General features: G+C 45.3%; 10 protein-coding genes. 3 read left to right on the top strand and 7 right to left on the bottom strand.

Translation table 11 applies throughout. The features are described from left to right. Positions 1 to 61 precede the first annotated feature (61 nt). Positions 62 to 1495: an S-layer homology domain-containing protein gene (locus D469_RS0108310; protein ID WP_018922930.1), complete on the top strand. Its 1434-nt coding sequence runs from the start codon at positions 62 to 64 to the stop codon at positions 1493 to 1495. Between the two features lie 892 nt (positions 1496 to 2387). Beyond that, on the top strand, positions 2388 to 3671 hold the full coding sequence (locus D469_RS0108300; RefSeq protein WP_018922928.1) for an ATP-binding protein: 1284 nt from the start codon (positions 2388 to 2390) through the stop codon (positions 3669 to 3671). A 125-nt stretch (positions 3672 to 3796) separates the two neighbouring features. On the opposite strand, the gene D469_RS0108295 is transcribed toward D469_RS0108300, so the two are convergent. The 5 genes from D469_RS0108295 to glgB are packed head-to-tail and all read right to left on the bottom strand — an operon-like array spanning position 3797 to position 11902. Further along, complete coding sequence (locus D469_RS0108295) at positions 3797 to 6229, bottom strand: glycogen/starch/alpha-glucan phosphorylase (RefSeq protein WP_018922927.1); 2433 nt, start codon at positions 6227 to 6229, stop codon at positions 3797 to 3799. Further along, positions 6226 to 7686, bottom strand: coding sequence for a glycogen synthase (locus tag D469_RS0108290; RefSeq protein ID WP_018922926.1), 1461 nt, complete (start codon positions 7684 to 7686; stop codon positions 6226 to 6228). The genes D469_RS0108295 and D469_RS0108290 overlap by 4 nt, the downstream gene beginning before the upstream one ends. A 20-nt stretch (positions 7687 to 7706) precedes the next feature. After that, the gene (glgD, locus tag D469_RS0108285; RefSeq protein WP_018922925.1) at positions 7707 to 8816 is read right to left on the bottom strand and encodes a glucose-1-phosphate adenylyltransferase subunit GlgD; all 1110 of its coding nucleotides are present in this window, start codon (positions 8814 to 8816) and stop codon (positions 7707 to 7709) included. A 12-nt stretch (positions 8817 to 8828) separates the two neighbouring features. After that, positions 8829 to 9983 carry a glucose-1-phosphate adenylyltransferase gene (locus D469_RS0108280; RefSeq protein WP_018922924.1) on the bottom strand — a complete coding sequence of 385 codons (1155 nt, stop codon included), beginning with the start codon at positions 9981 to 9983 and terminating at the stop codon, positions 8829 to 8831. Positions 9984 to 10003: 20 nt separating this feature from the next. Continuing rightward, positions 10004 to 11902: a 1,4-alpha-glucan branching protein GlgB gene (glgB, locus tag D469_RS0108275; RefSeq protein ID WP_018922923.1), complete on the bottom strand. Its 1899-nt coding sequence runs from the start codon at positions 11900 to 11902 to the stop codon at positions 10004 to 10006. Positions 11903 to 12266: 364 nt separating this feature from the next. Here glgB and D469_RS0108265 point away from each other — a divergent pair, with 364 nt between their 5' ends. After that, positions 12267 to 12446: a hypothetical protein gene (locus D469_RS0108265; RefSeq protein ID WP_018922921.1), complete on the top strand. Its 180-nt coding sequence runs from the start codon at positions 12267 to 12269 to the stop codon at positions 12444 to 12446. A gap of 346 nt (positions 12447 to 12792) precedes the next feature. Here the strand turns inward: D469_RS0108265 and D469_RS0108260 are convergent, their stop codons facing one another. Beyond that, positions 12793 to 14070, bottom strand: a complete 1278-nt coding sequence (locus tag D469_RS0108260; protein ID WP_018922920.1) for a transglutaminase-like domain-containing protein — start codon at positions 14068 to 14070, stop codon at positions 12793 to 12795. Beyond that, positions 14067 to 15455, bottom strand: a complete 1389-nt coding sequence (locus D469_RS0108255) for a DCC1-like thiol-disulfide oxidoreductase family protein (RefSeq protein WP_018922919.1) — start codon at positions 15453 to 15455, stop codon at positions 14067 to 14069. Before D469_RS0108255 ends, D469_RS0108260 begins: the two co-directional genes overlap by 4 nt. Positions 15456 to 15471: the final 16 nt, after the last annotated feature.

Below are 15471 nucleotides of genomic sequence, written 5' to 3'. Positions count from 1 at the left end.
TTTTCCAGCCAAGCGATTACAATGAAGAGCGGTATTAAAAAAATAAGGGGTGTGACAGCACGTGAAAGTGGGAGTTCGGGCAGGTTGTAGCCTGCTCGTTGGTATGTTTGCAGTCAGTGTAGGGTTAGGGACAGTGTCAGAAACAAAGAGTGCTCCAGACGCCGCAGCATTTGCAGACGTAAATGATAGCCATTGGGCTTACGGCAATATTCAGTGGGGGCTTGAAGAAGGATTAATTGAAGGGTATGGGGACGGAAGTTTTCGACCAAGCCAAACTTTGACGGAAGCAGAATTTACGACGATGCTGACACGGTTTTACGGAATAGAGAACGAACAGGAAACAACTGGCTCGCACTGGGCAGATCCTTATTATGCACAATTAGAACCGCATGGACCGCCTCTACAAGGCTTACATGATTCTGCCGCTAAAAACCAGCCGGTTCTCCGTGAAACATTAGCCCGGACGTTTTCGCATTTAAATGGGGGGACGAGTGAGCCATTCGGTGCGATTCGTTGGATGTATGATGCGGGGCTCACGGTTGGTCAAGGCTATCGTCAAGGAGGCGAACTTGAACGTTTTGACCGGTTAAGTGATATGACGCGGGCGGAAGCTATTACGTTTATTGAACGGCTGGACCAACAGCAGAGGCAAGGGATTGAAGTGGACACTGAACCACAGGAACCATGGGTGGTACAAGGGATGGCAATTGGGGACACCCAGTCAGAGCTTGAAGCTTTTCACGGGGAACCAGAGCGGGTAACAACGGCTAGACTAGGGTTTGAGTGGCATACATATCATGATGCGTATGAGAACTTTGCTCGATTTGGTCTTCGCGATGGAGAGGTGGTTGCCCTGTCAACTTCTAAGTCACCTTTTGAGTCTGCAGTTGGTGTGCAGCTTGGCATGAATGAGTCAGAAGCAGAGGCGCTTGTTGAAGAAGATCCATCAGATTACAGAGTAACCTTGCAATACGACCAGCATCAGCAAGATAAACTGGTGGCGATGAAAGTAACGGATGGCACGGTTAATTATCCGACGAGACAAGCGATGTTGAATAGAGATCACGAGACGCTTTTGCAAATGGAACAAGATTATCAAGCTGAAATGTATGATTTCTTAAATGTGGCGCGTGTGGCACATGGACAGACTGTCTTGCCACTTAACGCGACAGTTTCAGAGGTTGCTTTTCAACATAGCCTTGATATGGCCCAGCGAAATTATTTCAGCCATGAATCCCCCGAAGGAATGCGGGCCTTGCAGCGGGTGAGAGAAGAGATCCCAAGCGGTTACTTGTTTGTTTCTGAGAATATTTCCAGCGCTTATATTAGTCCATTTTCTTCCCATCGAGGGTTGATGAATTCAATCAGTCACCGCGGAGGTATTTTACGAGAAGGGGTTGAACAAGTGGGCATTGGCGTTTCGCTCTTGCATGGAGAAACCTATTACACTCAGAATTTCCTCTCCCAAACTCAAGGCAGTGTACAAATGAATTAAGCAAAAACGAGGCTTGTCAGCAGCCTCGTTTTTTTATGTTTTGGTTTGGTTGAAGCGAGTTGAGAGAGGAGATCTCTCTTGGTGAATAGGAGTTGGGGAGATTTGTGCTCACGCTGTTGTGTTACCTACGTTGATTGGTAGTTTACTTAGAAGATGGGAGCTATAACGTAATAGAAAAGGAGGCACTAGCAAGCTCGGAAAACCGGATTTGGCCTACTTTTTGTGCAGGTGGCTGCTGTGATTGAAAGAGTTTTACTGCGGTATCGTAAATTTATTCAATTAAAGGTGAATCTTTCCTATGGTTCCAAGCGTAACTCTGTTAGGATAACAGAGGCGCGCATGTGAAGTCCTACTAGAAACAACTGATGTTATATAAAGCTGAAACTTGTTCATAGAGGGTTATGGACGCTTACCCAGACTTTGTCCGCCTCGGCAGCAGCGCCCTCTGTTTTGCTGTATAGGTCCTACCGGAGGTGCTTACTGTGGGCGGCGCCGCTGCCCAGGCGCCCTCCGCTTTTCCTGTCTAGCTTTGCGGGCTAACGACTTGAGATCTCTTTCTCCCACCCTGCGGCGGCGACAGCCTCCTCGGTGGGAGAGAAGAGCTCTTCGTCGTTTACCGAGCCCGCTCCGCTTTTCGTGTCTAGCTGCGGCGCTTAGATGCTCGAGGTTTTTTCTGCCTCCGTCTCCGCGCGGCAAGCCACGCTGCGCGGATGCTGAAAAACTTGTCGCATCTGAGCAAAGCGCCTCCGCTTTTCCTGTCTAGCTTCGCGGGCTAACGACTTGAGATCTCTTTCTCCCACACTGCGGCGGCGACAGCCTCCTCGGTGGGAGAGAAGAGCTCTTCGTCGTTTATCGAGCCCGCTCCGCTTTTCTTTTAAAAAGGAGAGAGTTTATGCTTGAGTTACTTAGTGGACTCATTAACAATTTGTTTTTTGTGATGATCCCGATTCTTCTCTATTACTTATTTAAAGCGAATCGGTATGAGACGTTATTTGAACAGAACAAAGTTCTTATAACGGTGCTTTTGTCTATCTCGATTATTCTCTGTATGCTTTTTCCGTTCGCGACCGATGCAGAGGGAGAGTTTATTATTGATTTGCGCCAGATTCCGATTATTATTGGTGCGTTGTATGGCGGTTACGGGGTAGGCGGAGCGCTTCTTGCTGTGTTTGCGGCCATGCGGCTGTCAATCGGCGGAGAAGGCGTTTATACGTCGATGGTAAATGTCGTTATGTTGGTCGCTTTTCTGCCGTTGTTGCGCGCCCGCTTTTTCCAATGGTCTCATACGAAACGTATTATCGTTGTGTCACTCATTGCTTTCTTTTCGGTTGTGGCAAATGTGTTCGGTGGCACGCTGTTATTTGGTGATCCTATCATTGAATTGGCAGAGCCTTATATTACGGCAGCCCTCGCGCAATTCATCGGTACAGCAGTCGTTGCTCTTCTCATTGAGCAAATGATTAAAAATCAGAAGATGCAGCGAAGTGTCATACAAAACAAGAAGCTTGAGGTTGTCAGTCATTTAGCTGCTTCCATCGCTCATGAGATTCGCAATCCGCTCCAGTCGATTAAAGGTTTTACGCAACTGTTGCAGCAGGAGCGCCCGACGCCTGCTAAACAACAAGAATACCTCTCCATTGTTGAAGAAGAGATAAAGGCAGCTGAACGGATTCTCAATAATTACCTCATGTATGCCAAACCAGGTACGACCACTACCACTCCGATCTACTTGGAAGATGTGGTGGATCATGTGGTCCAGCTGTTAGAGCCATATGCCAAACAGCACCATACTCAAATTTCTTTTTCACCAACTCACAAGGCCCAGCAAATAGAAGCTGACCCTCACCATCTCAGCCAATGTCTCATTAACATTGGCAAGAACGGAATTGAAGCGATTGAAGGTAGTGGAACGCTTACATTGAGCACTGAGCCAAACGGACATTACGCCCGCCTGCGCATTCAAGACGACGGCATAGGCATGACAAAAGAAGAAGTCGCTCACTTGGGCGAACCTTATTTTACGTTAAAGAAAAACGGGACGGGGCTTGGTCTTATGGCTGTCTTTACGCTCTTGCAGAACATGAAAGGCCGGGTGACGATTCATTCCGAGAAAGGAAGCGGCACAGAATTTATTATTGATCTGCCATTGGCCAAGCGACCGTCCGCTTCCGAATAGAAAAGCTTGCTGCTAACGACGCAGCAAGCTTTTTTCTTTACCCCCTAAGAATGTACAGGAAGGTAACGGTATAAGTGTAACTAAGGATCAGCCTACGCCACAGGATCGGCTTTGCCAAGTTTACTTTAGTTTTGCGGTTTTAGCTTCCAGAGTTGGGAGGCATATTCTTGAATGGTGCGGTCACTGGAAAACTTACCAGAGTGGGCAATGTTGGTCGTGCACATTTGCAGCCATTCGGTGCGGTCACGGTAGGCACGTTCCACATTCTCCTGGGCTTCAAGATAAGGTTCAAAGTCTTTTAACACAAAATAGGGATCATTATGATAGAGCAGGTTGTAATATAAGTCTTTAAATGCAAGTACTTCTGGAGCGAAACTGCCTTCATGTAATTGGTCGAGGATACGGCGTACGCGTGAGTCTGTATTGTAAAGGTCGCGCGCTGAATACTCTTTGTTTGAGTAATAGGCCTGCACCTCTTCAGCTCGTAAGCCAAAGAGAAACATGTTTTCTTTTCCGACGAGATCTCTAATTTCTACATTTGCTCCGTCGAGCGTACCCAATGTTAACGCTCCGTTCATCATCATCTTCATGTTGCCGGTTCCGGATGCTTCTTTGCCAGCGGTTGAAATCTGCTCACTTACATCGGCAGCTGGAATCATCCGTTCGGCCAAGCTTACGTTATAGTTTTCTAAAAAAAGCACCTTTAGTTTTCCGTTTACAGCCGGATCATTGTTGACCACGGAAGCCACGGCGTTAATTAACTTAATAATTTCTTTTGCTAAATAATAGCTTGGAGCCGCTTTTGCACCAAACAGGAAGGTCCGCGGTGTCAAATCTAGCTTTGGGTTATCCTTTAGTTCATTGTACAAATGAATAATGTGAAACGCATTTAACAACTGGCGTTTGTATTCATGCAGGCGTTTGATCTGCACATCAAAGATTGAGGTTTCTTCTACTCGGACGCCGGTTTCATGGTAAATGTAGCTGCTTAATTTGCGCTTGTTCTTATGCTTTACTTCATCGAGCTGAGCCAGAAACGGGGCATCATTTGCGTAGCGAAGCAAATGAATGAGAGCACTGGGTTCTTGCACCCATTTCGGACCGATGGCCTCCGTGATTAAGGAGCTTAATTCAGGGTTGGCCTGCAGGAGCCAGCGGCGGTGACTGATGCCGTTCGTCTTATTGTTAAAACGGTTCGGAAAAAGGGTATGAAATTGTTTCATTTCTTGCTGTTTTAAAATATTCGTATGCAGGCGCGCCACTCCGTTCACGCTAAAGCTTCCTACAATCGCGAGATGAGCCATTTTTACGACGTCGTGTTCGATAATGGCAAGCTCATGAATGTGCTCTCTTAGCTCTGGATGGTCGAACCATAAGCCCTGGCAGAAGCGTTCGTTGATTTCGTGAATAATCATATGAAGCCGCGGAAGGAGCGCTTGTATCATCGTTTCCGGCCAGGTTTCCAACGCTTCTTGCAGCGTGGTGTGGTTCGTATATGCGCACGTGTTAGTCGTAATGCGCCACGCTTCCTCCCAGCTGAGCCGCTCTTCATCCATTAAGAGCCGCATTAATTCAGGGATGGCAAGCGCAGGGTGGGTGTCATTGATTTGAATCGCAAATCGGTCGGCAAAGGACTCCCACCCTTTTCTGTTCTGGTCTTTAAAGGACTGGACCATGGTTTGCAGGCTGGCAGAGACGAGAAAGTATTGCTGCTTTAAACGCAGTTCTTTACCTTCGAACGAAGAGTCATCTGGATACAAGTAACCGGATATTTGCGTAATCGCATGTTCATGGTCCAGCTCATGGTAGTAATGGGTAGGCTCGGTCTGTACCGGGTCCCCGAGCGGTCCGGGAACTTCGGCACTAAAAAGACGGAGCGTATTGACAAATTGATTCTGAAAGCCGGTGATCGGCACATCATATGGCACCGCCAACACCTCATCAGCTCCGGCTAACTCAAAGTCGAGGCCACCGTCTTTATGGGTTTTCGCATGAACCACGCCTCCAAAACGAACCGAGATCGCTTCCTCTACTTTCCTTACTTCCCATGGATAAGGGTGTTTGAGCCAGTAGTCAGGCAGTTCAATTTGTTCACCTTGAATGAGGCGCTGCTGAAACAAGCCGTAGCGGTAACGAATCCCAAACCCTTTGGCGGGATAGCGAAGTGAAGCAAGCGAATCCAGAAAGCAAGCCGCCAGCCGCCCAAGCCCACCATTGCCAAGCGCTGCATCAGGCTCTTGCTCGAATACATCTTCAGGCGTAAAGCCGAGCGAGTAAATCGCAGCTAAAGCTGCTTCCAGGTAACCGCGGTTAATAAGTTGGTTTTCAATTAATCGCCCAATTAAAAACTCCATTGATAAGTAGCAGACTTCTTTATTGCCGTTGCTCTCCCGCTGGTGTTCGGTTTGTTGCCAGTCAGTGTTGACTTCTTCACGCAGACAAGCCGCGATGGCGTAATACACATCCGTGGCCGTACAGTCTTTGACGGTGGTGTTACGCTCTTGTTCAAGTTGATGTTCGATCCGGTTAAAAAACGAGCTTGCCTCAGAAGCTGTCATGCGTTTCTTCCTTTCCTCACTTCATGTAGCGAAGGTTGATCCTGTGCTAATGCATGTAAGTACAGAGAAGCATAAGCGTTAGCAGAGGCCTGCCAGCTAAATGCCTCGCCAGTTAAATTGGTGTAAAGGGTGTTGAAGCGTTCAGGGTCGTTATAGACCTCGAGGGAGTAAAGCAGAACGTGTAACAATTCGTGGGCATTAAAATGGTTAAAACTAAAACCATTGCCACTTCCTTCATACTCATTATAGGGCTGAATCGTATCTCGCAAACCTCCTGTCTCCCGGACGATCGGTGCTGTTTTGTACTGCAGGGCAATCAGCTGAGCTAAGCCACACGGTTCAAATTTAGACGGCATGATAAAAAAGTCGGCTCCGGCGTACAGCTTGCGGGCTAGTGTTTCATCAAATGCAAGCCGGACCGCCATGTTTTCAGAGTAGGCGTCCGCAAGTCCTTGAAAGGCGCTCTCAAATACTTCTTCACCCGTGCCAAGGACGACAAGCTGGACATCGTTTTGTAAAAATTCGCCTGCAATCCGAGTCAGCAAATGAAAGCCTTTTTGGTCTGTCAAACGCGAAATCACGAGATACAGTGGAAGGTCTTTATTGACGGGAAGCCCCAGCAGTTCTTGGATGTGGGTTTTGTTGGCAAGTTTACCTTCCCGCTCGTTTTGATAGGGAACAGGGAGAGCTTTGTCGTTAGATGGATTATAGCTTTCGGTATCAATGCCATTTAAAATACCGGTCAGGTCATAAGCCCGGTCATTTAACACAGGATGCAAACCTTCGCCGTAATAAGATGTTTTGATTTCCTCGGCATAAGAAGGACTTACAGTCGTAATCTGGTCGGCGTGAAACAGTCCTGCTTTTAGCAGATTAATCATGCCATCCCATTCAAAGCCATCAAAGTGTTTGAGCGGACGTTCAATCAGCTGGTCAAACGCATCATGATGCATTTTCCCTTGAAACTGCAAATTGTGTATCGTCAGCACGCTTCGCACAGGGAGAGGGCGGTCGGCGGTTTTTAAGAGGGCCAGCAGTAGAGAAGTCTGCCAATCATGGGCATGGATGATATCAGGTTTTTTAAAAAAGTAGGGCAGGGCTTGTTCAATCGCTTTATTGTAAAACACGAAGCGCTCCCCATCGTCCAAGTAACCGTAGATCCCCTCACGTCCGAAGTAAAAGTCATTTTCGATAAAATAAAAACGGATGCCCTGATGAACATAGGTAAGTAAGCGTGCTTCATGATAGCGCCAGCCAAGCCTGACGGGAACGGTGCGAATAGGCTCTAGCTTTTTGCGCCACTCCGTCCCGATATCGCGGTAAAGGGGGAGGACAACGGCCACTTCGACTTCTTTTGTTTGATTAAGGGCATGCGGGAGCGACCCGGCAACATCCCCGAGACCGCCTGTTTTGATAAAAGGAGTGGCTTCAGATGCTGCGAATAATACTTGTTTCATTGCTTCTGCCTCCAATCTGCTCAGACGAGCACTTTTCGTTTAGCCAAGGTGTATGGTTTTTCCGCTGAGCCGATCAAACGCTGATTTTCTAAAATGTGTACGTCCTTATCGAGGATCACGTTTTCTAAATCTACCCCGCTGGCTACGTCGCAGCGCTGCATGATAATCGAATCTTTTATGTGCGTGTCTGGGCTGATGTGCACCCCGCGAAAGAGGACGCTGTTTTCCACCGTTCCTTCGATTACACATCCATTTGCCACAATGGAACTGCTTACCTGGGCATTCGGACCGTATTTAACGGGAGGTTCATTGCTGACTTTCGTCAGTACGGGCGGGCGGTTCAGGAACATATTTTCATAATTAGCTGGTTTTAACAGCTCCATATTTTGATGATAAAAGCTTTCTAGCGAATCAATGAAAGCACTGTAACCGGTATGGTGGTACGTCTGTACAAACAGCTTATGCAGGTTGCCTTTTATGGTGGCTTGGAAAAAGTCTGTTTTCTCATAAGCAATGCACGCGTCCACGAGCTCAAGCAGCAGCTCTTTATGAATAATGTACGTACCGCTAAACTGGATCGGATTAGTGATGTCGTTATGGAGCGATTTGACCCAGTCATCTTCATCCAGTTCAACCCGGGGGCGCACCTGCTGATTGCCTGGCGCCAGTTTGGTCTCGGTAGTAAGAAGCGTAATATCAGCACCGGTATAGAGATGTTTTTGAAACGCAGCATTATAATCCGTGTTGGCAATGAACTGGCTGCCGCTTACCAGCACATAATCGGCTTTTGAGCGATGGAAATAGTCGCGATTGTTATGGAAATGGCGTAAATCTCCGCGGGAAATGTCACTTGGGTCGTGCCAGTCAGGCGGCAAGATGAAAAGTCCACCGTGGCGTCGAGCGAGCCCCCAATGGACACCAGTGCCTAAATGGTCCATTAACGCTCTGTATTTTTGGTTCGTAAATAAAGCTACCTCTTGAATGCCGGAACGTACCATGTTGCTGAGTGTAAAGTCAATCAAGCGGTAGCGGCCGGCAAAGGGAATGGCGGCTGGACAACGGAAATAAGTTAGCTCCTGAAATGTATCACGTTCATGTTCAAGGTTAATCAAACCCATCATTTGTTTCATTCGTGACCTCCTTTATAAATAATCAACAGTGACAGCCCGTTTTGGAAGCGTGTCATCATCGATCACCATGGGCTCATCCGTTGGAGGTGTAGAGATGACCGTTCCTGCAGGTATTGTCGTGTTTTCTTTAATGATAGCGCGTTCAATTCTGACGTTTTTGCCAATCGTTACGTTTGGATGGATGATCGAATGGCTGATTGTGCTTCCAGCTCCGACTGAAACGTTTTCAAATAAAACGGATGTATCAATCGTTCCGTTTATATAAGAACCGGAATGAATAAGGGCATTTTGAATGTTGGCTGTTTCTGCAATAAACTGCGGTGGTTCATTCGTCACTTTTGAATAGGTGCGCCATTTTTTGCAGTTTAACGACACCGACAGGTCTTCATTTAACAAGTCCATATTTGCTTCCCAATAACTTTGAATCGTGCCCACATCTTTCCAATAGCCTTCAAATTGGTAGGCGTACATGGAGTTGCCGACAGAAAGCATTTTAGGAATAAGGTCTTTGCCAAAGTCGTGCGTCGATTCGAAACAGATGGCATCTTCAATGAGATGTTTGCGAAGCTCTTGCCACTTAAAGAGGTAAATGCCCATCGAAGCCAGGTTATTCTTTGGCGCGGCTGGTTTTTCTTCAAATTCATAAATGGAGAGGGAATCGGTCGTATTTAAAATGCCAAAGCGGCTGGCCTCCTCCCATGGGACTTCGATCACTGAAATGGTGGCGTCCGCATTCGTTTCGATATGCTGTTCGAGCATGAGGTTGTAATCCATGTGGTAAATATGATCGCCTGATATTACCAAGACGTTTTCCGGGTTGTATTGATCAATGTAGTGAATGTTTTGGTAAATTGCATCTGCTGTGCCTTTGTACCAGTCCCCGCCTTCTTTAGCGGTGTAAGGAGAAAGAATTGATAGCCCTTCTGTGGGGAGGTCCAGGCCCCACGGACTGCCTGCTCCGATATGTTGATTTAATACAAGCGGCGAATACTGAGTTAACACTCCTACCGTTTCAATCCTGGAATTCGTGCAGTTACTAAGGGTGAAATCAATGATTCGGTACTTTCCGCCAAATGGAACGGCAGGTTTGGCCAGGTGCCTCGTAAGCGGTCCAAGGCGTTTTCCTTCTCCACCAGCTAATAACATGGCGACAACTTCTTTGTTCATAAGCAGATTCCTCCTTCTGATTAAACATCGAGGCGTTCGAAAATGGATAAGGCAAAGGGTGGTACTTTGATGCGGATGTGCTGGTCATATCCATGCCAGCTCTCTGGGATCGTAAAGTGCTGGTTTTCATTCAGCTGATTAGATCCGCCGAAATCAGAAGCATCAGAGTTGAAAATTTCTTGATACGTTCCAGCTTCTGGGACCCCTATTTTATAATCATATAAAACGGCTGGAGTAAAATGACAAACAATGATCAATTCACGTCCGCTCTGCGGGGAAACGCGGCGAAAAGAGATAACACTACCCTCATGATGGTCGGGGTCAATCCAGTGAAAACCGTCTGGCTCATGGTCCGCTTCATAGAGCTCAGGATGTTCTAGGTAAAAATGATTAAGGGCGCCTACGTACTTCTGCATGCTGTGGTGCAGCGGGTATTCAAGCAAATGCCAATCAAGCTCCTCTTGGTCTTTCCATTCGGCATACTGAGCCAGTTCACCACCCATAAACAGCAGTTTTTTTCCTGGGTGGGTAAGCATATACCCATATAAAAGACGCCACTGGGCAAACTGCTGCCATTGGTCGCCTGGCATTTTATCCAATAATGATTTCTTTCCATGAACAACCTCATCATGAGAGAGGGGCAGGACAAAATTTTCACTGTCAGCATACATATGAGAAAAGGTGAGAGCATTATGATGATATTTTCGGTAAATAGGGTCCAATTCCATGTAAGCAAGCATATCGTTCATCCAGCCCATGTCCCATTTGAAATTAAAACCGAGCCCTCCTGTATCTGTAGGCCCAGTAACCTTCGGCCAGTCTGAGCTGTCTTCAGCCATCATTAATGCATTCGGTTCATAGTGAAAAACGACTTCGTTCATTTTTTTCAAAAAGGCGAGTGCTTCCAAATTCTCTTCGCCGCCATAGGTATTATAGATAGGGGATTTTTCATCATTTCTGTCAAAATTCAAATAAAGCATGCTGGCGACGGCATCAACCCGCAGGCCATCCAAGTGAAATTCCTTCAGCCAATATACAGCATTAGAAATCAAGAAGCTCTGCACCTCGGGTCTGCCGAAGTCAAAGGTAAGGGTGCCCCACGTAGGCTTATCTGCCTTACGTTCATCACTGTACTCATAGAGAGCTTCGCCATCAAACTGGCGCAGGCCGTGGTCATCTCGACAAAAATGGCCAGGAACCCAATCTAAAATGACACCAATTCCTTTTTGATGGCAACAATCGACAAAATATTTAAAATCTTCAGAATTTCCGTGACGGCTTGTGGGTGCATAATATCCGGTAATTTGATAACCCCAAGAGAGATCAAATGGATGTTCACATACCGGCAGCAGTTCAATGTGGGTATAGCCTAATGATGTGACGTAAGGAATCAATTCATCAGCAAGTTCCCGGTATGAAAGTAAAGAACCGTCTTCTTTTTTCTTCCAAGAGCCAAGATGAACTTCATAAATAAGTAGCGGGCTTGAATACGGCTGATACGTCTTTTTTTCTGCTTGCCAAAGAGCGTCCTGCCATTCATAGGGAGAAGAGAGAGGTGTTAATGAAGCGGTGTTCGGGCGAACTTCCGCTTGCGTAGCGTAAGGGTCCGCTTTTAATAGGCGCTGTCCGCTCTCATGTTCAATGTCGTACTTATAACGAGAGCGCTCGGGCAGGTGAGGAATGAAAAGCGTCCATAAGCCAGCGGAACTAACCTTTTCCATTTCCCAGCCGTCTCCCGACCAATCATTGAAGTCGCCCACAACACGAACTGTGCGCGCATGCGGAGCCCATACGGTAAAACGGCATCCCGTCTGCTCTTCTGAGGAGACGACGTGCGCCCCAAGCAGACGATAACTCTCATAGTTTGTTCCTTGATGAAACAAATAAATTTCATCGTCTGTTAACGTTGACTGCAACATGAGGGCCTCCATTCGTAGGATATTTGTGAGTCGTCAAGCCGTTTAAAAAGCTTGCGATTTCCTCTTAAATTGATATTCAACAAGGAAGCTTGTTTCCCTGCACCATTTTTATAATAAAAATAAATTACCAAAATGTGAGAAATTTCTACGAAGGTATACGGGAAAGGAGGAAAGGCGGTGAATGAACAGCAGACAGTTATTCTCTTCTACCACTTCTTGAACATGATCATTAACGGGATAATTGACCGAAGAGGCTTCCTGGACATAACTATTCGATTCTTATAAACAAGCAACGTATATAGAATCTATCGATTATGATTATGATTTTCATAGAAACGGTTAAATTTATAATAGGGGTGTAAATATGAAAAAAATTGGACATAGCGGCCTGTTTTTTGTCTTCGCAGTTAGTATGGTATTAACATTACCCACTACCTCATTTGCAGAAGAGAATGAGAAGTCGGAAGACACAGAGGTTATAGCCACGCCACATGATGAAGTGGAAATTGATGAAGTCGCCGTCTTACGTTTCAGTCATTTTTGAACTGCCGTATAGTAAATCAAAAATTAAATAGATATCATTCGTTTTATTGTTCATAAAATGTCATTATGAAATTGATTCTAAGTATTTCTTTTTCATATTTAATCGTAAAAAAGCCGGCAGTGGTGTAGGAGACCAACTGCCGGCTTTGTCATTCATTCATAAGGGAGTTAGAATTACTCGTTATTTTCAGTTTGTGCTTCGTCTACAATTCGATCTTCAATACGATAATCGACCTCTCCTAATTCCGCCATGTAATCACGCAGCATTTCCCAATCCGTATAACCTACGATGGTGCCGCGGGGTAAAGAGCAGGGTAGATTTCCTTTTACGAAAAAGTGCCACCTTCTCAAATTTCACCCGTTAATAGTACGAGTTGGTCAATGAAAAAGAAGGTAACGACTAGTATTAAGAAGGAGAGCAAGATTCGGTTCCCTTCTCGACGCAAGAGAGAAGCAAACACATACAAGCAGAGAAAAAAAGATCCGGTAGCCGATAAGACATACGGCGGAAAAGTCATTGGGGAAATGAAGCGCGCTGCTATTTCAGTAAAAAGAACGAGTAAAAATAAAATAAAACTGCTCTGTTTAAGAAGTCTAAGTTTCCCCATTATCCCATTTTCCTGTATACTGCTGTCGCCTAGAATATCAGGCAGCTTCATTTTCTCCGGTGCTTGATTGAATTGTATGTACCCCGGTTGTAAGTAAGGAGCTGTTCCATCATGTGTCTGAAATCCATAATAGAAATTTTCAACGCCAAAGGTGAAGTCGGGATAGTCTTCTGGCGGCGTCACTTCCTCAAATGAGGGAGTTAGTGCCAAATTTGCATCTACGCTGAAGGCAATTCGGTTTCCTTCACTTTCTCCGAGATGCCGATTTGGTGAACCATTCACCCCCATTTGAAAAGGCAGGAGCAGACGATTGTGCAGCTTCTTTACATTATTTGCAATACTCGTATCGACCGGCAACCACCCAAATGGTTCATGATATACTTCATTCCAAGCATGAGGACCTGCCTCATTAGCCCAAGCTCCAAATAAGGTACGAGTAGGGATACCAAGTGATCGACAATATGAAGTGAATAACAGTGAAAACTCGCCGCAGTCCCCTCGCCTCGTTTCTGCCATGAAAGAAGCCCCACGCTGTTTAGGAGGATATTGATAATTCATGTGGGTCACGATATGAGTATAAATCTTCTGGATCTTTTCCCACTCTGTTTCGGCACCTGCCGTTAATTTCATCGCTTTTTGCCGCATGTCTTCATTCACTGGAGCCATCACGGTAGAGCGTAGGTAAAAGTCTCGTTCTTTTTCCGAGAGTGGAGAAAGAATGTTTACCTCCTTCTTTTCTTTTGAAGGTGATCTTCCTCTCCAACTAAGCCGGTACAGGTCAACTTCATAACTGACTGTAATTGTGTCGCCCGGATCGACATCGGCCCATAACAAATCGTGGGGGAAGCTCCATCTCTGTTGTAACAAGGAAGACACCCCGTGGCAGGTGATATTATCCTGCGTACTCGTATCGATCGGTTGTGGCAGCCAGTACCGCACTGTATTCGACTGCCGATTTGTAAATGACCAAATCCAGCGGCAGCGCTTAGTAAAAGACCGTTCTAAAATCTGTTTCACACGTTTTTCTCCTTTCCTGATTGCTCCCCAATAGAGCAGTCATCTTCACAATGCCCCACCGGAATAATTTTCCTTGATGAAGCAACGGAATCATACAAAGTCGATCCTAACCCTGTTTTTAAAGCAATCCATAAAAAAGGTAAGCTCCACCACATAAGAGGAATTCGTTTAAACATCGCAAAGAAGGTGGAGAAACCTTCCGTTTGTTGTTTGTTTTCTTCAATAATACCAATCATTCGTTCATTTGCAGCTTGTGGATCGATCTTGTAATTATTCACCAGAAAAGGATCACGGAATGTCTTCAATTTAATGAGCCCAAGAGTGTCGATAGCTCGGATACGCCTTGCTACTTGTTGACATAACGGGCACCAGCTATCATAAAAGATAATCATTCGCTTTCTAGTTATATAGCTTTGTCTACGCAGAGAACGGGTGCGGTATCTCATCCAAGACAGTATCAACCTTGGCATAAGGCTTATTCTATGACGTAAAGTCCGATATTCTGTATCAGAGATCAAAATACATTCTAGGGCTATCATTATTAATGAAAACGTTATTAACCCCATACCAAACATAATCCCTATGTGAAAAGAAAACATACACACTATAGCGATATATTTAGTGTATCGATTCCAAAGCATAAAAGGGAAGCCCAACTTTATAACTATAGAAAAATACGTAGCAAAAACCATTAAATATAAATTTGAAGAAAGTAGCTCCTGAGCATAAGGCATTGAAAATTGTTCTACTTGCAGAATATAGTATAGAGCGGTTCCGTTTTGCCACATTTCTCCCATTACCTGATAAATGCCAGACATAAAGTATAAAATAATTAATTGAAAAGCGCATGCGAAGACGGCAAGGTTGTGTATTAAGTTTCTAATTTTTTTGACCTCTGGGAAGGAGCTCAGCGTACCTTTCCTAGTAACAGAAGGTTGAATGGAAAAGTAATGTGAAGATGCTATAAAAATAAAATAAAATAATACTATCCGCAGAATATTATCTCCGCCATCTAAAATAACACCATTCCGTTCAAACAAAGACCAAATAAAAACAAACTGAAAGAGACTTGTTACTCCAGTGCGGTAGCCAAGTGTGAAAAGAATAGCTACTATAATTCCAAGGTGAAAAATTATATCAAAATAGATTGATGACGTATGATATGCATATAAAGAAAAGGGAAGGGTAATAGTTGTTTCTAAATATTCTGCGTGACTTAGGTAGCCGCTATCATGCCAAAGTGCGTATCTTTGCTGATAATGAATGAGGTATATGTATAATGTAATAATCCCTAGTGCAATTCGTAGTAGGCTGGCACCAATCAAGAACTTTGGTTGATAAAGCTCCTTAATTAAGTGTTTGGATTCCCAACGAAAGACATTCATTTGTTTCACTCTCCCA

Source organism: Salsuginibacillus kocurii DSM 18087 (assembly GCF_000377705.1).
Lineage (GTDB): Bacteria > Bacillota > Bacilli > Bacillales > Marinococcaceae > Salsuginibacillus > Salsuginibacillus kocurii.
This window is presented reverse-complemented; position numbering and strand designations above follow the sequence as displayed.

Excerpts from the sequence above, each read along its gene's own strand:
- glgB (WP_018922923.1), bottom strand. The coding sequence starts at position 11,902 with ATGTTGCAGTCAACGTTAACAGACGATGAAATTTATTTGTTTCATCAA.
- D469_RS0108280 (WP_018922924.1), bottom strand. The coding sequence starts at position 9,983 with ATGAACAAAGAAGTTGTCGCCATGTTATTAGCTGGTGGAGAAGGAAAA.
- D469_RS0108255 (WP_018922919.1), bottom strand. The coding sequence starts at position 15,455 with ATGAATGTCTTTCGTTGGGAATCCAAACACTTAATTAAGGAGCTTTAT.
- D469_RS0108265 (WP_018922921.1), top strand. The coding sequence starts at position 12,267 with ATGAAAAAAATTGGACATAGCGGCCTGTTTTTTGTCTTCGCAGTTAGT.
- D469_RS0108295 (WP_018922927.1), bottom strand. The coding sequence starts at position 6,229 with ATGACAGCTTCTGAGGCAAGCTCGTTTTTTAACCGGATCGAACATCAA.
- D469_RS0108290 (WP_018922926.1), bottom strand. The coding sequence starts at position 7,686 with ATGAAACAAGTATTATTCGCAGCATCTGAAGCCACTCCTTTTATCAAA.
- D469_RS0108300 (WP_018922928.1), top strand. The coding sequence starts at position 2,388 with ATGCTTGAGTTACTTAGTGGACTCATTAACAATTTGTTTTTTGTGATG.
- glgD (WP_018922925.1), bottom strand. The coding sequence starts at position 8,816 with ATGAAACAAATGATGGGTTTGATTAACCTTGAACATGAACGTGATACA.